Origin of the sequence: Yersinia rohdei ATCC 43380, assembly GCF_000173775.1 — a bacterium.
Lineage (GTDB): Bacteria > Pseudomonadota > Gammaproteobacteria > Enterobacterales > Enterobacteriaceae > Yersinia > Yersinia rohdei.
Window position 1 is genome coordinate 19,298 of record NZ_ACCD01000021.1, and the last position, 19,457, is coordinate 38,754.

A 19,457-nucleotide genomic window follows, 5' to 3' on the forward strand; every position below is an offset into this window, starting at 1 on the left:
GTTTCTCACTTGATATCATTAGCTAGTGCACACTCACTCTCAATGCCGCTGCCGTGGCAAAAGGCGTCAGTGTTGCACTGCCTGCCAACATAGCGCCCAAGATAGCCAGATAACCATCAATCGGCAGCGCCATTGACGCAGCATCAATGGCCGCAGTGGCAAAAATCAATACCGGAATATACAGCGGCAGCACCAATAAACTCAGCAGCACCCCGCCTTTACGCAACCCCACCGTCAATGCCACACCAATCGCCCCGATAAAGCTTAAAGTCGGCGTTCCCAAGAGCAATGTCAGTGCCATCGCAATAGCGGTATGGGTATCAAGAGAAAGTAGCAAAGCCACCAACGGCGATAAAACAAGTAACGGCAGCCCGGTAACAACCCAGTGAGCACACACTTTGCCTAACACCGTGAGGGCTAGCGGCGAGGGCAACAGCAGCAACTGCTCAAGAGAGCCATCGTAGAAATCATCTCGGAATAGGCGCTCTAACGATAATAATGAGGCGAGTAATGCGGCAACCCAGACTATCCCCGGAGCAATGCGCGCCAATAATTGCGGTTCTGGGCCAATACCCAATGGAAACAAGGTAATAACAATCAGAAAAAACCACAGTGGGTTAACGATTTCTCCGCCTTTTCTGAAGGCTATTTTTAATTCACGGCGCAACACGCTAATAAACATTAATTCTCCCGCGTGTTGGTTAAACGGATTTTTCGTACCTGCTGACCGACACCATCCAAATCCTGATGGGTGGTGAGTAACACCATGCCGCCTTTGGCCGCATGGGCTGCAAACAGCGCCAACAGAGTGCTGACGCCCTGTTTATCAATAGCCGTCAGGGGTTCATCCAGGATCCATAATGGTGCCCGGCTCAACCACAAACGGGCCAGTGCCACCCGCCGTTGTTGACCGGCTGACAACTGAGATACGGGCAAATCTTCATATCCCACCAAATCAACCTGGGACAATGCTTGCCAGATTGCGGCACTATCAAGATGTTGAAATACCGACTGATAAAATGCCAAATTCTCAAAAGGAGTCAGTACAGATTTAATACCCGGCTGATGGCCTAAAAAGAGTAAATCCTGATGATAACGAGCGCGGTCACGGCGGATATTCTCCCCCAACCAATTCACCTGTCCAATATCAGCATCAGCAAGACCGGCTAGAATGCGCAATAAACTGGTTTTACCTGCGCCGTTTTGCCCCTCGATCTGCACAATCTCCCCCGCAGACACACAGAAACTTAACTGGTGAAATAAGCTTCGTTCATCTCGGATGCAGGTTAAATTTTTCGCTTCCAGCATGCAGGATTATCTTCCATCGTAGGATTATCAGTTCAGGAAAACCGAATGATAACATAAGGCTTAATCCTTACGTAGCATGGGCCTAACGCTATCCCTACCCTTATAGAGGTAATATTCGGGTTAAGATCAAACTTCTGTAGAAAAAACCAACAAGACTGAAATTTGACTCCGGTTTTACGACTCTTTTTACTCTATGGCGCATCCAGTGATCATCACCAAAAAATCGCGAACAATAATTAGCCACTATGCTTAGTTACTCTTCCTTTATTTTTCTATCAACAGGGAACCCCCTTATGAGCGATAAATTAAAAGCGGCAAGCGGCGAGCAACAAGAGAAGCAAGAAATTGCTATCAATGAAAAAAACTTTCCCTCCAAGGCCGCAGCCATTCATGAAATTATCCGTATAGAGGGTAAAAAAGAGTTAGAACGCGACAGCTTTGCGCTGTTGTGGTCGGCAATTGCGGCAGGCCTTTCTATCGGGGCATCACTGATTGGTAAGGGTATTTTTCATGCAAAATTACCGGATACACCGGCCAGTTTTCTGCTGGAAAACATCGGTTATACTTTCGGTTTTATTATTGTCATTATGGCTCGCCAACAACTCTTTACTGAAAATACCGTAACACCCGTTCTGCCGATAATGCAAAAGCCCAGCCGCCAAAATTTCATTCTGCTATTTCGCCTATGGGGATTAGTATTATTGGGCAATCTGATAGGGACTGGTATAGCTGCTTATTCCTTTATCCATATGCCGGTATTTGACGCTGCAACACGAGCGGCATTTATCAGCATTGCACAGAGTGTGATGGATAATTCTTCGGGAGAGATGTTTGCTAATGGCATATTTTCCGGATGGATAATCGCCACTATGGTTTGGATGATGCCTTCCGCAGGTGGTGCCAAGATTTGGGTAATATTTCTAATGACCTATTTAGTCGCGCTATGTGACCTAACTCATATCGTGGTCGGCTCAGTAGAAATATTCTATTTAGTGTTTAACGGCTCATTACCCTGGCAGCAATTTATTTACCCATTTGCCATCCCGACACTCGCCGGCAATATTATCGGCGGTACTTTTATTTTTGCGTTAATAAGCCATGCGCAAATTCGCAGTGATCTGGCCCACCAACCGAAAAAAAGTGACAAAGTGGACAGTAACTTGCCCCCATCACACAAATAGCTGCCCACCAATTGCTGCTATGGGCTGATGTTTTTTGCCCATGAATATGACTTATTCATCACCAATTGGTGACAGAGTAACCAAACAGATAGCTAACTGCTTATTATCTGGGTCAAAATGCGTATAATGCCCCAGCAGCACACTTCATCGGCAGTAAATCTGTTGATAAACAAGTCCCCGTAGTTAAACGGATATAACAAGCCCCTCCTAAGGGCTAGTTACTGGTTCGATTCCAGTCGGGGACACCATAACTTCTTCGCACCGCTTCTCACTCAGATTCAAATCATTTAAAAACCCAATAAAAACAAAGATAATTTAGCTGTTTATCGTCTCACCACATCTTAATTAGGTTCTCCAGAGCTGATTTTTATCATGGCATTATTTGGTTTGGTATTGAGATACCATCAAATGAGTGGCTAATCCTAGGGGTCTTACTGTCTATGTACGAATCCTTCCCCTAAGCAGTTTAATCGTGTGCGTTTTCGTCATGAGGCGGTAAAGATAAACATTGTGGTGAGACAATATTGACTATTTTAATGCTTCAGTCCCCCCTGTTATGGCAACTGCCCCACACTGTTTCATGATCTCCTTAATGCGACAAACCCCTATTATTTATATGAAAAAGAGTCAGTAAATTTTCTGCTTTGTTCACTGACTCTATAAATTTATTTTTTAATGGTATTTATTGGTTCAAATACTGGCTTGCTGGCATCTTTAAACTGAGCAAGTGTGTATTTAGAATAATTAATGTCATTATAGCCTCGGACTAACATCACTCCGTTACTCAAGTCAGACATACTAGTCCAGACGGTATATTCTGATTCAGGTTTTGTATTGACCGATTGACTCTCACCCATTACATCGACGGTAATATTTTTAGTCCGATCAAAACGATTCATCACATGCGCTAAGGTATTCATTGCCTCGGCTGGAGAGTCGCCTTTAGGGGCATAGGATGAGTAGTATACTGCCCGTACAAAACGTCCAACGGAGGTATCAGAAGAAGGGAGATCAGAGGTTGCGATACCGCTATCTGGTTGCGTTACCAGGATATTTCCAAGTTTAGCGGATGACCTATCCACATTGGTCAGTTGGCTATAGTTATTCAGGTTTTTCAGATGCCATGGGAAGTCAGGCCCATTAGTCATCACGCGGGTTGGGTTATCATACACATGAAGTTTTCCATCTAGCACCTCAACAACGATGCTACCGCCTTTTTTATCATAGAAAGCGTAGTGGAGTGGTGATTTTAAATCGCCAAAGTTTTTCAATACAGGTGACCAAAAATAACCGCTTTCTACTGCTTTTTTAACTTCTTCCACCGTGGAGAAGCTGGCTAATGCCCATTCACCTATGGCGGTAACCGGAATAACTTTATCGTAATATTTTTCATCCGGAGTGCTTAAGTTTGCCTCCGGTACCATATTGGCGCTAAATGATAATCCACCGCTGTTTAGCCCCTGGAAAATATTATGGTTATCACCGTCAAAATATATTTCTGTGCTAATAGCTAGAATTTCATATTTTGCATCATAACTAATACCATTCTTCCCGTTTGGGGCTTTCTTTTGAAAATGGGTATTCTTAGGGTAGTAGGTTATCCATGAAGGAAGATCTGCTGTAAGCTCCAGTGTTCTACCATGGTATATATTATTCTGTTTATCTGTAATTGCTAAACTCGAACATGCAACACTTGATAATGAGGTTACTAATAATGTTGATAACATACAATTCAATATTTTATTAAACTTCATTTCACATCTCCTTAATTATTAGATAGCAACTTTAACTTTAAGTATGAATATAACCGCTGACCGCCAGAGCCTAAGTCGCACTACGATGCTTCGACTTTCGACTCTCTTTCAGCATAGTTAAGCACCTTGGTAATGGCGCCAATTGTCTAATTTAAGTCTTGATGATTAGTAAGCTGGATCGCTATTTACCCTCGATTTCCTGACCATAAATTATCTGTAAAAACTTGTTCATTTAAAGTAGTACTAAAACCCGTAATCAGCCACTAAATATATTAATGTCAAATTCCGAGTATGCTGTCCCTTTAAATCCTTAACTAGGCAGGTTAGGGCTTTTAGCGTTTATAGGATGAAGATAAAAAACGAGAAGACTAATTCCCACCGAATGTGCATCACCACCCAGTGAAACACCTTAATAACGTGATTGAATGCGACCACGGCAAGCAGAAACAAATAATCAATCCGCGGTGAGGCTTAAATTCATGAAGTGTAACTTGAGGGCGAGGTTATTCTAAGGGGACAGAGCTTAGAACCCTGTCACAAGAAGTCTAGGGCTCCCTTAACAACAGACTAGGTAAGTGCCTTGGGTTCAGACAACCCTAGTTGGTGTTTACAGGATTAAGCATGGCGGCTTAGCGTGGCACTTCGGACTGGAATCTGCCAATAGTCCAACGTTGCCTTCTTGGGAAGGGTTTTTCTATAAATAAGCGCGGCTTAACGCCACGCTTTGATTTAATTGCTGAATACGTTTTCACTAGGTTACTGCGGAATAGGTGTCACCAACGGCTCACCAGCAAAATAGGCGTTTACATTTTCCAGCACCAGGCGCGACATCTCTTTGCGCGTAGCCCAGGTAGCACTGGCCATATGTGGAGTGATAACCACATTTTCCCGGTGTAACAACGCCTGCGGGACTTGCGGTTCGTCGGTGAAAACGTCCAGACCAGCCCCCCCGAGTGTCCCCTCTTCGATGGCTTCAATCAGCGCTCGCTCATCGACTACCGACCCACGAGAAATATTGATCAAAATGCCTTCTGCACCCAGGGCATTCAGCACCTCGCGGTTAACGAGACTGCGGGTTTCTGCTCCGCCGTTGGTACAGACCACCAGAAAATCACTCGCCTCCGCCAGCGAGAGCAATGTTGCATGGAAGGTGTAATCCATGTCGGCAAGTGCGGCGCGATCCGTATAGGCGATCGACATATCAAATGCAGCAGCACGTTTTGCGATAGTACGCCCAATGCGCCCCATGCCAATAATGCCTAACCGCGCCCCTGAAACTTTACGGGTCCACGGGTAACTGCCCTTCAGCCATGCCCCCTGTTCGATAAAGCGTTGTGCTCCGGGGATCTGACGTGACGTTGCCAGCATCAACCCCATAGCCAGGTCGGCAACGTCATCCGTCAATACGCCGGGAGTATGGGTCACTGCTATCTCACGCTCTTTTGCTGCGGCAACATCAATACCGTCATAGCCCACCCCAAAGTCGCTGATGAGTTCAAGGTTAGGTAGCCGCGCCATAAATTCGCGACTAACCACGGCTTCGCCGTTAGTGAGTACGACACGAAACTCGGCGGCCAACCGGTCAAATTCTTCGGCGGCCATATCGTGGTATTCATACACGTCGTAGAGTTCGTTCAACTGCGCATTTAACTGATCTGGCAGCGATGCCTGTTTCAATACTTTTTGTTTAACCGCGATATTCTTCATAACGAGACCTTAGTGTTGCGATAACGATGAGACTGACGATTTTGTCGCCATTATCTTGGACGGGCGGCCGACATAGATACCAACGATGCCGCCGATAACCAGTGCCGTAGCAATTATCAATAAACCATAATGGAAACTGCCGGTGACATCCTTTATTTTGCCCAGTAATGGCGGTAATCCCAGACCGGCAAAGTTGGCAATGGCATTAATGAAGGCGATAGAAGCCGCCGCAGCAACACCCGCTAATTTTTCGGTCGTTACCGCCCAGAATATTGGGGTCAATGCGAAGTTAAAACCAACGGTCAATACCAGCATAATATAGGCAATAAAGAGGTTACTGGTGTATATCGATGCGGCCAGCAGTAAGCCGGAAATAATCAACGGCACCCCCAGATGCAACGAGCGCTCTTTGGTCAGATCCGAATGACGTCCATTTACGTACATAAAGAGAGCTGCAAAGGCAAAAGGAATAGCCGACAAAACGCTAATAACGAAATTGCTCTGTTCGGTAACTACACTTTTAATAATTAACGGCAGGAAGAGCGTAATGCCAATTGAGCAAAATGCTTGTAAGAACCACACCAGACTCAATAGCAATACCACTTTATTCCTGAGCGCACTGGCCCATGAATGATGTTTGCCAACGTCTGCGTCACCATTCTCTTGTTGTAACGTGGTGTTCAGCCATTTTTTCTCGTCCGCACTCAGCCAGGTGGCATGGTTTGGTGAATCCGGCAGGCGTAACAGCACCAGGCAGCCGAGAATGATGGCTGGGATACCTTCCATCGCAAACAGCCAACGCCAGCCCGCGATATCGGCAATACCGTGCATATTGAGAATACTTCCCGAAATCGGTAATCCAATCACTGATGCCAGCACCGATCCCATATAGAAGAACGACATAGCACGGGCACGGTTGCTCTTAGGAAACCAGCAGGAGATATAGTAGATAATCCCCGGGGTAAACCCGGCTTCCGCCATACCAAGTAAAAAGCGCATCACATACAATTGTGTCGGCGTCTGAACCAATGACATCCCAGCGCTGACAATCCCCCAAGTAATCATGATGCGCGCAATCCAGATGCGTGCACCAACCCGAGTCATAATGACGTTACTGGGTATTTCAAAAATGATGTAGGAGATATAGAACATACCTACACCCAGGCCATACATACTGGCAGACAGGCCCAAATCGGCATTCATTTGTAGTGCCGCAACGGATATATTGGTTTTATCCAGATTGGCAACAAAGTAGCAAATAATAATAAAAGGTATTATTTTTGCGTTTAATTTTTTTAGTGTTGTAGAGCACAGATCGATGTTCATTATTATCACCTTAATGAGTCTATCCCTAGTTTCAGGGCATAAGATGGCCACTCCACTCAATGTGGATTCAAAAACAAATATGTGTATATCGATATTTTTATTAATTACTTTATTGATATAGGCTTACTGTATATTACTGTTATTTAAAATATAAAGAATAGATTACCATTCGGCGACACTGCCATCTGCATAACGCCAAATTGGGTTGCGCCAATCAGGTGCATTCTTACTGCGCTCAATCACCAACTCTTCATTAATTTCAACGCCCAGCCCAGGTTTATTTAGCGGATAGAAATGACCATCGGTCATGGTAAAGTCGTCTTTATTAACAACATAATCCAATAATTCGGCACCCTTATTATAATGGATACCCATACTTTGCTCTTGGAATACCGCATTACGCGCCACAAAATCCAGATGCAGGCAAGAAGCCAGTGCGATCGGCCCCAATGGGCAGTGCGGTGCCAGCGAAATGTCGTAAGATTCTGCCATCGCCGCAATTTTGAAGCATTCCGTGATCCCACCCGCGTGAGACAGATCCGGCTGGATAATAGCTAAACCACCGTCGGCCAATACGCGTTTGAACTCAAAGCGCGAGAACATGCGTTCACCGGCGGCAATGGGAATATGCGTTTGCGCGGCCAGCCGAGGATAATATTCGGCCTGTTCGGCCAGTACCGGTTCTTCGATAAATAGCGGGCGGTAAGGTTCAAGCTCTTTGATCAAGATCTTCGCCATAGGTGCATTGACGCGGCCGTGGAAGTCAAGGCCGAACTCAATGCTGTTACCGAATGCTTCACGTATTTGCGCCACAACGGCGACGGCGTCGTCAACTTTACGTGAGTTGTCTATCAAGCCCATCTCTTCGCAACCATTGAGTTTAAAGGTATCGAAACCAATGCCTTTCAACTTTTTAATGCCTTCAATCACATCCGCTGGGCGGTCGCCGCCAACCCAACTATAGGCTTTAATCTTGTCACGAACCAGACCACCTAGCAGTTGATAGACGGGAACGCCCAAGGCTTTGCCCTTAATGTCCCACAGTGCCTGATCGATGCCGGAAATCGCGCTCATCAGAATCGGACCACCGCGATAAAATCCACCGCGATAGAGCGTCTGCCAAATGTCATTGATTCGCGCCGGATCCTGTCCTATCACATATTCAGACAGCTCATGCACAGCAGCCTCAACACTGCGGGCACGGCCTTCAACAACCGGTTCTCCCCAACCGACAATGCCTTCATCCGTTTCTATTTTCAGGAACATCCAGCGCGGCGGCAGCCGGTATGTGGTTAGTTTAGTCACTTTCATCGGGTCGATTCCTTATAGGCTTTAACAAATGCTTTGGCTTGCTGTGTCGTACGTTCAACTGGCTGTCCGGCACGGTAGAGATCGCTTCCCAACCCTGCACCGATACAACCGGCATTAAGATAGAGATGTAAATTCTCAGGAGTGATACCACCCACTGCAAAGACCGGAACTTCTGGCGGTAGCACGGCTTTCAACGCTTTGATGTAATCTGGCCCAAATGAATTAGAAGGGAAGATTTTCAGCGCCTCAGCACCCGCATCCAACGCATTGAAGGCTTCCGTCGCGGTCGCGCAGCCCGGGCAAACGGTCATGCCATACTCCACCGCCAGGCGAATCACTTCCGGCTGAATATTGGGGGTTACCACCAGACGGCTACCCATCGCATTCAGTTCATCAACTTGCGCCGGTTGCAAAACCGTACCGGCACCAATCAGCGCGCGATGCCCAAACTCTTTCACCGTTTCACTGATACTGCGCTGCCAGTCAGGAGAGTTGAGAGGGATCTCCACTGCATCAAAACCAGCCTCCAACAATGCTGTCACATGCGCCTGAACCTCTTGTGGTGTGATACCCCGCAGAATGGCGATCAACGGAAGATCAGTAGTCCAATTCATTGATAATACTCCTTATTCCGGCCTGGAAAGCGCGGTCGCCCTCCAGCGTTTGCCAGGTCAGCCCGGCAAACTTCAATGCTTGCTGATAACGCACAGTCAATTTCGGGCTACCAATTAAGGTTATGGGCTTATCTCCAGTGGCGCAGTACTGGCGCTGCATTTGCGCCACTTCATTGCCGATCAACAACCCTGATAGCCATTCACTGACAGCGCTTTTATCTAATTGCCCCAATACATGCGCCGCACGGGTCTCAAAAAGACGGCGAATAATGTTGGTTTCTTTGAAACCACTCTCCAGCCCTTGCTGGAATACCGCCGGATTGGCCTGTTGCTCAGTCAACCCGATACCAATCAGCGATTGCTGCATCAACAAATGGTGGAGTTCGCCCGTCATGACGGTGCGGAAATCAACTATTTCGCTGCCATCCATCTGTACCCATTTACTGTGCGTTCCCGGCATCAAATACAGTGAGGCCGGACATTCTGTATAAGCACCGATTAACTGTGTTTCTTCGCCGCGTATGACATTGCAATTATCCGCGTTGACCACACTCAGACCTGGAATAATCCACGCGTTGAATGGTGTGGCCTGCTCAACTCGCGTTAACTGCTTGAACAAATCAGTCAGCCGCGTCGGGCAAGGCAGATACGGCACCGTCATCCATCCTGCGTTGCTGCCAACCATTCCTGCCATCAGAACCGGTACCTGATGAGCTTGCCATGGCAAAAGTGTGTCGCGGAAAACCTGTTCGGGTGTACGGCCATTGAGCCGGGTAACACCCGCTTCTGACTCCAGGTGATCGATACATTCACCGTTCAGATAGAGCCAGGCGCGCAAGTTGGTCGAGCCCCAGTCAATAGCGATATAACTTTCTCTCATGTAATATCCTTCAGCCTTTTGGTCGAGCTGGCGATCATTGTCAATGCCGCCTGTTCTGCGGCATCTGCGTTCTGATGCCGTATCGCATCATACAAATCCTGATGCTCCTGCAATGTGCGCGGCATGTTGGCTTCATCGGCCATATAGGTCCGTTCAAATACGGCACGCTGCAAGGAACTTATCGCCACATTGAGTTGCTGCAACACCGGGTTATGCACCGACGCCAGTACCGCTTCGTGAAAACGGATGTCGGCCTCATTGAACGCGTCACGATTTTGGTGATAGGCGATCATATCGTTAAGTGCTTTTTCAATAACCGCCAACTCGCTGGAGGTCGCCCTTTCCGCAGCCCAACGGGCAACGACCGGCTCAACCAGATTACGCACCTCGCTCATCGCCGAGATAAGCCGGGGGTCGTAATCATTCGCCAACGACCACTGCAAAACATCCGTATCCAGATAATTCCACTGATTGCGTAAAGCCACAAAGGCACCGCGATAACGTTTTATCTCTACCAACCGCTTCGACATCAACGAGCGAAGCACTTCACGAATAATGTTCCGCGACGTCTGGAACTCTTCGCACAGCTCGGTTTCAGCTGGCAGTGCAGACCCTGGGGCATATTTACCACTAACGATTTGCTGCCCTATCTCGAGAATAATGCGATCGGTTTTGCTCAACTCTTGGCTACTCATAGGTGCTCCGCGAAAGACAAAAAGGAAAAGTTGCCAAGTATTTTAACTGTATCGAGCCTTTGCGTCGCAAGATCACCGCACAATTCACAACTATTGTTCTTAACCTTCGACTGGATTGTAGTACAAAATATAAATAGCGTACTGCAATATGGATCACAAAACGGCCAACCCCTTGCGATTTTGCTGACAAGTTGGGATTAGCGCGAAAAACGTTTACAGGTTCTGGCACACCTTGATGAGCTAAAAAAAGAAATTCATCGAAGTGCCATAAGGGGGGGCTAAGCGGACAAAGCCATGTATGGGGCGGTGCGGCGTCTCTTGATGGTTAGGAAGTTAGATCGCTTTTTTCCTTTAGGTCAGAGGAAAATCGGGTGGCAGGGCCATTAATTTTCATCGTGACGTGCAAAGTACAATGGTTAAAACCTGGCTCTTAAGCCATTTAATTTACTAATGTTAAACAAACAGTCCATTTAGCGTAATGTGAGTTAACAACCTTAGCTGAACCCATTTTGATGGCCTTAATCGCCGCTCTGACTATCCTTTAACAGGATAAAAAGTGTAAAATATGTCCTTATCAAGTCCGTAGTCTTTTATTTTGCATTTTTTTAACTTTATTAAGTTTAATTTCAAGAGGTTAGCACAATGAGTTTACCAAACTGTCCAAAGTGCAGTTCTGAATACACATGGCAGGAAGGGGAGAAACTGAATTGCCCGGAATGTGGTCATGAGTGGTCTGAAAATAGCGATTCAGCAGCGCCAGAAGAAGGTTTAGTAGTACGTGATGCCAATGGTAACCTGCTTGCTGATGGCGATGCAGTCACCGTGGTTAAGGATCTGAAAGTAAAAGGCAGCTCCTCAACTCTGAAAATTGGCACCAAGGTGAAAAGTATTCGTCTGGTTGAAGGTGACCACAATATCGATTGTAAAATCGATGGCTTTGGCCCCATGAAACTGAAATCTGAGTTTGTTAAGAAAAACTGATAGCGAAGCGGTATTTTCCCCCTTTTCCTACCAAGGCACTGACTCTGGTCGTGCCTTGGTTATTTAGGATGGATTCATACTCTGCTATTCGAAATCCCCCTTGCCCTCCCCCCCTCAAACCCATTCTCATCACCACTGACAGATGCGATAGCCCAGCACATTTAGATATATCTTTTTACATCTTCCTCTTGCCAATTTAGATATATCGCTATACTTTAGATATATCGAAACGTTTTCGATATATCTAAAGAGGATTTATTATGTTTGGTTTTTCAAAACGTGGTCACCAAGGTGGCGATGGACATCATGACGGGCATCGCCGCGGCGGTGAAAGAGTGCATCGTGGCGGTCGTCACACTATGTCAGCAGAAGGGGCGGGGGCAACCAGAGGAGGCCGAGGTGGGCGCGGTGATAAAATGCACCGTTTGTTCGGGCATGGTGAGTTACGGATAGTGTTGCTCGCACTGGTGGCTAAAAAACCCAGCCACGGTTATGAGCTGATTAAAGCTATTGAAGAAGCATCATCAGGCCTGTATGTGCCAAGCCCTGGGGTTATCTACCCAACGTTAACCCTGTTGGAAGAGCAAGATTTTGTTACTCCGGTAGCAACAGGAAATGGCCGAAAAAGCTATCAAATAACTGAAGCCGGTAAAATTGAATTGCAGCAAAATCAAGAGATGGTTGATGTGATTTTCTCGCGACTGGCACAGGTAAACCGACGTCCTGAGGGGAATCTGGCTGAGGGTATTTCTGATGCTATGCATCGCTTACGCCACATTTTACGCAGTAATATGCTGCGCTCGGATGTCACACCTGAGCAGGTCGTGCGCATTAATGCCGCCTTATTAACCGCGGTAGAGGCCATCGAGAAAGAACTAGCACCGCAAGCGGTGGACACTGCAGAAAATGTGCCGGAGAAAAACTGATGCCAGGTTACCGCTATCGTATCACCATTGAACCGCTGACCGACCGCAAAGGTGACGCCATGGATAAAGCAGCGGTCACATTTGAAGCCGAGAATCACGATGAGATCCTCGGCATCATCGAACGGTTGCAGGCACGGAAAGATTTGGACTTTGGCGCAGAAAAAACCGCCGCCTTTGCATTGGGTCTGAAGTTATTCTCAGAAACAATGCTAGAAAATCGCAAGCACCCGCTGTTTGCCCCATTACGTACCGCATTTATGGATTTTATGACCAACCTGAAAAAAGGTTCACCGCGCGATCGTACTGAGTAATAACAGATAAATATAAAATCAAAATAGCCCATATCCGTATTACATTACTCGCTGGGAATATCAGTAATAAATACTGTTCCCAGCGAATTATTTAACTCAAATCAGCACCATTACTGGCAATGACTTTTTTATACCAATAGAAAGATTTCTTTTTCTTGCGAGCTAAAGTTCCTTTCCCCTGGTCATCGCGATCGACATAAATAAAGCCATAGCGCTTGCTCATTTCGCCGGTAGAGGCAGAAACCAAATCAATACATCCCCATGAGGTATATCCGATGACCGGAATACCATCATCAATAGCATCGGCCATCGCGTTAATATGTTCGCGTAAATAACTGATGCGGTAATCGTCTTCAATTTCACCCTGAGGGTTAATTTCGTCCTTGGCGCCTAAACCATTTTCCACTAAAAACAGCGGCTTTTGATAACGGTCATACATCATATTCATGGTAATTCTCAGCCCTAAGGGGTCAATTCCCCAGCCCCATTCACTGGCCTGAATATGCGGATTTTTTAGCGATTTGACGATATTAGCAGCACTGCTGTTATGCTCATTCATATCTGCGGACGCGCAACGAGAGGCATAATAGCTAAAGGAAACAAAATCCACCGTATCTTTGAGAATTTCATCGTCGCCTACTTCAGTGACAATCGAAATGCCTTTTTCCCGAAAAAGTCGTTTGGTGTAGGCCGGATAAGCGCCCCTCGCCTGCACATCAATGAAAAACAGATTTTCACGATCTTTTTCCAGCGCCGCCCACACATCCTCAGGTTTGCAAGTACGTGGATAAAAATTCCCCCCCGCCAACATGCAGCCAACCTGGTTTTCCGGGTTTACCTCATGAGCAATTTTTGTGGCCAATGCGCTGGCGAGTAGCTCGTGATGGGCTGCCTGGTACTTAACCTGTTCCTGATTTTCATGCGGTTCAAACACCAAACCAGCACCAGAAAATGGGCTATGCAGCAAGATGTTAATCTCATTAAATGTCAGCCAATACTTCACCAAACCATCAAACGCCTCAAAACATGTGCGGGCATAGCGCGTGAAGAATTCAACCATTTTCCGGTTACGCCACGAACCATATTCAGTGACCAGATGCATGGGAACATCAAAGTGGCACAACGTCACCAGCGGCTCAATATTGTATTTTTTACATTCGCGAAAAAGGTCACGGTAAAAAGCAATCCCTTCGGCGTTCGGTGTCAGTTCATCACCATTTGGATAAATCCGGCTCCAGGCTATTGATGTGCGAAATACGGTGAACCCCATCTCAGCCATTAACGCGATATCTTCTTTATAACGATGATAAAAATCGATTGCCTGATGGCTGGGATAAAACTCATCATCCCGTAAGGTAAAACGCTTTTCCTGCCCTAATTTGACGGCCAAACGGTGCGGGCCATGTGGGATCATATCCACCGTAGTCAGCCCTTTCCCACCTTCAAAACAAGCGCCTTCGGCCTGGTTTGCAGCTAATGCGCCGCCCCATAAAAAGCCGTCAGGAAATGTAGATGCTGGCATTAAGTACCTCTTTATTTAGTTAATTTTTGCCGTATTGTGTGAAATTACTGGGTCAGTAGCGTGCTGGCTGTCGCTCTCTTCCACAGGAATATCTTCAAATCCCAGGAGCAATGTCGTGACAAAAGAAATCACTATTGCCAAGACCATGACGCCAAATACCCACACAATACTCATCGGATTTGCCGGGTCGAAGAACTGGACACTGGTAAATAGCCCAGGAGATGCCATCGAGTGACTGGCAAGCCCGCCAATTCCCGCCACTGCACCGCAAATAAAGCCACTAATCAAGCTGGCGATCAGTGGGCGTTTGAGCCGCAGCGCAACACCGTAAAGTGCGGGTTCAGAAATACCAGCCACAATCGCAGAGGCCGCAGCAGCCAGTGCGGTTTGGCGTAATTCAGGGTTTTTGGTGCGCCAGGCGACCGCCAGTGAGGAACCGCCCAGAGAAAGGTTTGCCCCAATTTCTGACGGCATAACCATACCCTCTTTCCCTGTTTCAGCAATGGTTTGAATGATGGTTGGCGTAAAAACTCGGTGCATGCCGGTCATGACCAACAATGGCCAGAGAGCCCCCATAATTGCAACTGATAACCAGCCCAAATAGTCATGCACGGTATATACCAGAGAGGAAATACCACTACCGATCCAGATCCCCAGCGGGCCGATGAAGATGATGGCAATAGGGGCAGAAATCAGCACAATTAGCATCGGTTTAAGGAAGTTTTTAGTGACCGCAGGGGTGATTTTGTCGACCCATCGCTCAATATAAGACAGTAGCCAAGTCATACAGAGGGCAGGAATCACAGTATAGGTGTACTTAACGGCCGTGATTGGCACCCCCATAAAATCAACCTGTTGGCCCTGTGCCGCTTTTGCCATCAAATCAATAAAGGCCGGGTGAACCAATACCCCAGCAATAGCAATCGCGAGCGACATATTGGTTTTGAATTTTATCGCCGCAGAAGCCGCAACCATCACTGGTAAGAAGAAGAAAGCCCCGTCACCAATGACATTAAGAATAATTATTGTCGATGAGCCTTTCCCAAAGAGTCCGGTCATATCCAGGATCATGGCCAGTAACTTCACCATTGAACCGCCAATAATCGCCGGAATCAAAGGTGACATAGTGCCAATCAGTGCATCAAGGATCCCCGACCCAATACGTTTTAAGGTGATTTTACTTTTCTGGGGCGACGCACTTGCCGCTAATGCGCCTTCAGGAAGCAACTTAATCACTTCGGCATAAGCTGCCGAAACATTATTACCAATGATAACCTGGCATTGATTTTCATTGCGAACCACCCCCATTACTCCGGTGATGGATTTTAGTTTAGCCAGTTCGACCGCATTATCATCATTAAGCACAAAACGTAAACGTGTCATGCAATGGGTCACTGCCGCGATGTTACCGACCCCACCAATGGCATCGATTATTTGTCGGGCTACAGCGGCAAAATTTTTTGACATGAGTGATAACTCCCCGTAATGGTGCACGCTAAGCTAACTACACTCTGCCGCTTAAGGAAATTGCCCCTATCAACATAAAGTCATAATTAGCTATTATATTCATATAGTTATAATTTAGTTACCTGCGAAGAACTCATGTATCTTCTCACTTTCAGGTAACGAGGTAACCGGTTCCACATGAGAATCTTAAAACACAGAGACAAACTCAATAGAAATATTAATTAAATTTTACTTTTGTGATGTCGGTCATTTTAAATGCAATAATGTTGCTCCCATGTAAAGAGACATAAATGTGGGTTAAATATTCCTAGTGTAAAAATAAATCGGCCATAGCCTCACATTAGTTTGGGATTTTTCCTACAAAAAATAAGGCGCTTCCTAAATAAAATAATTAATAAATACTCCATTATGTGTTTTCTAAAATACAACCGAGAAAAAAGAGACAATCAGAATGCATAATTATTTATGGACGAAATCATTTAAAACACCCAACATTCTGAAGTTATATGTACTCGGGAGTATTTTACCGCAACAAATAATCAGCTGTTACTTAACCAGAACTCCGCTAAAAATATTTATTTCTTTAATTTTACAGTCTAATTACAATTATCGCCGCCAATCTTCATTCAACCGGCACTAAACTCATTGAAATTTAAGAAATAAATTTTCAACACCTATAATTTATTGCTAATAAGTTGCCACAAGTTAAATAGATATCTCATGTAAGTAAAACTCATACCATTAGCTATTCCATTATTTTATACATTTTTAATGATGGGCATTTCGTCATTTATCCTTGTTGAGGAAAATACAATTTCACCATGAGAAAATTTAAAAAATTAGCGATAATTGCATATCGCCCCACTTGGCACTCAAGTATCTCAGGAGTGGTTTTTCTACTGGGTCTTTCGGTGGCACAAGCTACATCTTTAATTATTGATAATGGCCAGGTTCATAACCAAGGTGCGGGTATCCCATCGGATATCAGCGAGAATCTATATATGGGTGAAACCAACACGGACACCCTAAATATTTTCGATGGTGGCCGTATTTCAAATCGATATAGCTTTATAGGCAATCAAGCAGGTTCTAGCGGAACAGCTACAGTGTAGGGAGAGAGTCACTGGCGAAGGTAATGGCAATGTCCAACCTCGTTGGGCGTAAACGCCTTTATGAGTGGTTATACTGACCAAGATAAAGGTAATCGCTAACTTCTTTTAGCTTTTTTATTGCCAATATCGAAATGCGCCCATTATAAACACAGTAAAAATATAACGTGATACAACTGACATTCAGCGATGGCTAAACTTGGCGTGTTAAACAAAATAATGTAACAGGTAACCATCGAGTCAGAATACTGTTCAGCAATGAACAAGGTTTTTATCAACTCAGTGAGAATGGCATGAGAGAGCTACCTAAAACAAACCAGTTGAAAAACCTAAGGGCGATTATTCAACATGGTAGTATTCGAACCGCTGCCCAAGCGCTACACCAGACACAGCCGGCCATGACAAGAAGTATTCAAGAGTTGGAGCGAATACTCGGTGTGCCGTTATTAGTTCGCGGTGTACATGGTGCAGAATTAACGACCATGGGTAGAATATTTGAACCAAGAATGAACTTGGTGCTGAACGAATTAGAGCGCGCTCTTGATGAATTGGAACAAATTGGGCGCGACTCTGAAGGTTTAGTCACTTTTGGCTGCTCTCATTTACCGGCATTCACTTTTATTCCCGATGTTATAAAAAGTTTCCAAGAGATATATACCAGCGCACGAATTACTGTTGCTGAAGGGCAACTTTCTGAGTTATTAGCGTCTTTACGCCTTGGCCGGCTAGATTTTTTTATTGGGATAGTCACTCCTGATATCTCACTTCGTGAATTTGTGGATGAGCATTTGGCGGTTTCTCAATTTGCGGTATTTGCCCGTAAAGGGCATCCATTATCAAACAGCACATCGCTAAGTGAGTTAAGCGGAGCTAAGTGGTATTTACCTACAGCCAGTGCCGGTTTCTATAATGATATAGAAACGTTAATCTTCCCTAATGGTAAAGAACCGACGTGTTCGGTGATTTTTGGTAACTCAGCCACGATTGCAGAACAACTTATTTTAAACGAGGACTATTTGTTCGTTGGACCAAAAGTGATGGTCACCATCCCTCATCTGCAGCATAAATTATCTATAATACCCATCAAAGAAAAACTTCCTGATGGCTATTATAGTTTAATCTACCGACGGCAACAGCCGTTAACACCGATAGCAAAAAGACTAATGGATGATATCCGTTTGGCTTATACAGAGTTGATGAGCCGTCAGATAGTCTAGGCAATAAACAGGACTAATCTGTAGGATAATAAGGCTAATATTCCTAGCAAAAAAAAACACTCTTCATTATTAATTAAGATAAGAGACTAATCTTGTTTTTTATCTTTTTGTTTTTTATGTGTTTTTTTAAATGTATGACATTTTAGCATCGTATGAAAATAAAAGTGACTTTTCAATAACCATGATTTTTCTTATAGTAAATCAAGAGTGAAAAATAGTCGGATGGGTCACAAAATTGTTCTTCTGGTAAACGAGCATCATTAAAATTGAATTTGAATTTGAATTTGATTAATCGAAATTATTATCTTAAAGGTAAGGCGCCCCGCTTTTAATATAAGTTTACTTCTCTCTTTACATTCCCACTGGCTTCATCCCTGCGAATTGCCATATCAAGGAATAGGCAATTTTATTACGGGTTAATCTAACGTGCTAATAAAAGAGACTGTTTATGAATAACGTTATTATCTTCAGCCAATATGACTTGGTTCGATTTTATTTAAAACAAGCAATTGAAAACATATCAATCATGCGCTCAAAGCGTGGCAATGTGAGCATTCGTATCTGCTATTCATTATCTGAGTTTGAAAATGAGATCCAGGAACAAGATAACCCTATAATTATCTTTGACCTTGACGGCATTGAAAAATTTGAACAATTCCGCCTGTTTAAATTAGCTAAAGAAAAGGTAAGTCACTGTCGCCTATTTTTGTTTACTTCTGAATCTGAAGGTTCAGGAAGCTATACAACACTAAAGCAAGTATCGCCATTTATACTCAGCAAAACTGCGTCACAAAGTCAAATTGAAACAATGTTCTATCAATTGATTTTTTGTTTTAAAGCTGTGCAAAAGACCAAGATATCTGCTGAGAAAACACTTTGTACTCACAAAGATAAAACAGCGCTGACTCATCGAGAAAGTGAAATCTGTCGCCACCTGCTTTCTGGGCTGTCAAATAAAGAGATTGGTATATTACTTGGGATCAGTAACAAGACCGTGAGTTCCCACCGGACAAATATATACGGGAAGTATCAAGCCAAAAATCTAATTGAGCTTTATTCCCGCGTTAAAATTTAGCATTCACTTACCAGCTCGCCCATGATTCGGGTGAGTGAACGCAGCTAACACCCCTGCAATTTCAAAACCAAGG

General features: G+C 45.0%; 18 protein-coding genes and 1 tRNA gene. 8 read left to right on the forward strand and 11 right to left on the reverse strand.

The window, feature by feature from the left end; all coding sequences use genetic code 11:
- Positions 1 to 22 precede the first annotated feature (22 nt).
- Both ccmB and ccmA read right to left on the reverse strand, forming a co-directional pair.
- On the reverse strand, positions 23 to 682 hold the full coding sequence (gene ccmB, locus YROHD0001_RS05280; protein WP_004715625.1) for a heme exporter protein CcmB: 660 nt from the start codon (positions 680 to 682) through the stop codon (positions 23 to 25).
- Positions 682 to 1,308, reverse strand: a complete 627-nt coding sequence (gene ccmA, locus YROHD0001_RS0118310; RefSeq protein WP_032817392.1) for a cytochrome c biogenesis heme-transporting ATPase CcmA — start codon at positions 1,306 to 1,308, stop codon at positions 682 to 684. Before ccmA ends, ccmB begins: the two co-directional genes overlap by 1 nt.
- A gap of 293 nt (positions 1,309 to 1,601) precedes the next feature.
- Between ccmA and YROHD0001_RS05275 the strand changes: the two genes are divergently transcribed.
- Together YROHD0001_RS05275 and YROHD0001_RS05270 are read left to right on the forward strand one after the other, a co-directional pair.
- Positions 1,602 to 2,489, forward strand: coding sequence for a formate/nitrite transporter family protein (locus YROHD0001_RS05275; protein WP_004715626.1), 888 nt, complete (start codon positions 1,602 to 1,604; stop codon positions 2,487 to 2,489).
- Between the two features lie 173 nt (positions 2,490 to 2,662).
- Positions 2,663 to 2,737, forward strand: a tRNA-Arg gene (locus YROHD0001_RS05270).
- 417 nt (positions 2,738 to 3,154) lie between these two features.
- Here YROHD0001_RS05270 and YROHD0001_RS05265 read toward each other — a convergent pair.
- The 7 genes from YROHD0001_RS05265 to dgoR form a co-directional block, all read right to left on the reverse strand.
- On the reverse strand, positions 3,155 to 4,243 hold the full coding sequence (locus YROHD0001_RS05265; RefSeq protein ID WP_004715627.1) for a linear amide C-N hydrolase: 1,089 nt from the start codon (positions 4,241 to 4,243) through the stop codon (positions 3,155 to 3,157).
- A gap of 756 nt (positions 4,244 to 4,999) precedes the next feature.
- Complete coding sequence (locus tag YROHD0001_RS05260; protein WP_004715628.1) at positions 5,000 to 5,950, reverse strand: 2-hydroxyacid dehydrogenase; 951 nt, start codon at positions 5,948 to 5,950, stop codon at positions 5,000 to 5,002.
- A 9-nt stretch (positions 5,951 to 5,959) separates the two neighbouring features.
- Positions 5,960 to 7,276 carry an MFS transporter gene (locus YROHD0001_RS05255; protein ID WP_004715629.1) on the reverse strand — a complete coding sequence of 439 codons (1,317 nt, stop codon included), beginning with the start codon at positions 7,274 to 7,276 and terminating at the stop codon, positions 5,960 to 5,962.
- 162 nt (positions 7,277 to 7,438) lie between these two features.
- Entirely contained in the window at positions 7,439 to 8,587 is a 1,149-nt protein-coding gene (gene dgoD / locus YROHD0001_RS05250; protein WP_032817394.1) for a galactonate dehydratase, read from the reverse strand.
- Positions 8,584 to 9,201 carry a 2-dehydro-3-deoxy-6-phosphogalactonate aldolase gene (locus YROHD0001_RS05245; RefSeq protein ID WP_032817396.1) on the reverse strand — a complete coding sequence of 206 codons (618 nt, stop codon included), beginning with the start codon at positions 9,199 to 9,201 and terminating at the stop codon, positions 8,584 to 8,586. The genes dgoD and YROHD0001_RS05245 overlap by 4 nt, the downstream gene beginning before the upstream one ends.
- Positions 9,185 to 10,081, reverse strand: a complete 897-nt coding sequence (locus YROHD0001_RS05240) for a 2-dehydro-3-deoxygalactonokinase (protein WP_032817397.1) — start codon at positions 10,079 to 10,081, stop codon at positions 9,185 to 9,187. The genes YROHD0001_RS05245 and YROHD0001_RS05240 overlap by 17 nt, the downstream gene beginning before the upstream one ends.
- A complete protein-coding gene (gene dgoR, locus YROHD0001_RS05235; protein WP_004715633.1) occupies positions 10,078 to 10,776 on the reverse strand; it encodes a D-galactonate utilization transcriptional regulator DgoR in 699 nt (232 codons plus the stop codon). The genes YROHD0001_RS05240 and dgoR overlap by 4 nt, the downstream gene beginning before the upstream one ends.
- Positions 10,777 to 11,418: 642 nt before the next feature.
- Here dgoR and YROHD0001_RS05230 point away from each other — a divergent pair.
- The 3 genes from YROHD0001_RS05230 (at position 11,419) to YROHD0001_RS0118315 (ending at position 12,994) form a co-directional block, all read left to right on the forward strand.
- Positions 11,419 to 11,757, forward strand: a complete 339-nt coding sequence (locus YROHD0001_RS05230; RefSeq protein ID WP_004715634.1) for a zinc ribbon domain-containing protein YjdM — start codon at positions 11,419 to 11,421, stop codon at positions 11,755 to 11,757.
- Positions 11,758 to 12,017: 260 nt separating this feature from the next.
- Complete coding sequence (locus YROHD0001_RS05225; protein ID WP_004715635.1) at positions 12,018 to 12,683, forward strand: PadR family transcriptional regulator; 666 nt, start codon at positions 12,018 to 12,020, stop codon at positions 12,681 to 12,683.
- Entirely contained in the window at positions 12,683 to 12,994 is a 312-nt protein-coding gene (locus YROHD0001_RS0118315) for a DUF3861 domain-containing protein (protein ID WP_032817399.1), read from the forward strand. The genes YROHD0001_RS05225 and YROHD0001_RS0118315 overlap by 1 nt, the downstream gene beginning before the upstream one ends.
- A 91-nt stretch (positions 12,995 to 13,085) precedes the next feature.
- On the opposite strand, the gene YROHD0001_RS05220 is transcribed toward YROHD0001_RS0118315, so the two are convergent.
- Both YROHD0001_RS05220 and ascF read right to left on the reverse strand, forming a co-directional pair.
- The gene (locus tag YROHD0001_RS05220; protein WP_004715636.1) at positions 13,086 to 14,516 is read right to left on the reverse strand and encodes a 6-phospho-beta-glucosidase; all 1,431 of its coding nucleotides are present in this window, start codon (positions 14,514 to 14,516) and stop codon (positions 13,086 to 13,088) included.
- Between the two features lie 15 nt (positions 14,517 to 14,531).
- Positions 14,532 to 15,983, reverse strand: coding sequence for a PTS cellobiose/arbutin/salicin transporter subunit IIBC (gene ascF / locus YROHD0001_RS05215; protein ID WP_004715637.1), 1,452 nt, complete (start codon positions 15,981 to 15,983; stop codon positions 14,532 to 14,534).
- 821 nt (positions 15,984 to 16,804) lie between these two features.
- Here ascF and YROHD0001_RS0118320 point away from each other — a divergent pair.
- From YROHD0001_RS0118320 to YROHD0001_RS05205, 3 genes are all read left to right on the forward strand, one after another.
- Positions 16,805 to 17,095, forward strand: a complete 291-nt coding sequence (locus tag YROHD0001_RS0118320; RefSeq protein ID WP_032817401.1) for a hypothetical protein — start codon at positions 16,805 to 16,807, stop codon at positions 17,093 to 17,095.
- Positions 17,096 to 17,385: 290 nt separating this feature from the next.
- Complete coding sequence (locus YROHD0001_RS05210; RefSeq protein ID WP_032817403.1) at positions 17,386 to 18,309, forward strand: LysR substrate-binding domain-containing protein; 924 nt, start codon at positions 17,386 to 17,388, stop codon at positions 18,307 to 18,309.
- A gap of 448 nt (positions 18,310 to 18,757) precedes the next feature.
- Entirely contained in the window at positions 18,758 to 19,384 is a 627-nt protein-coding gene (locus tag YROHD0001_RS05205; protein ID WP_004715641.1) for a helix-turn-helix transcriptional regulator, read from the forward strand.
- Positions 19,385 to 19,457: the final 73 nt, after the last annotated feature.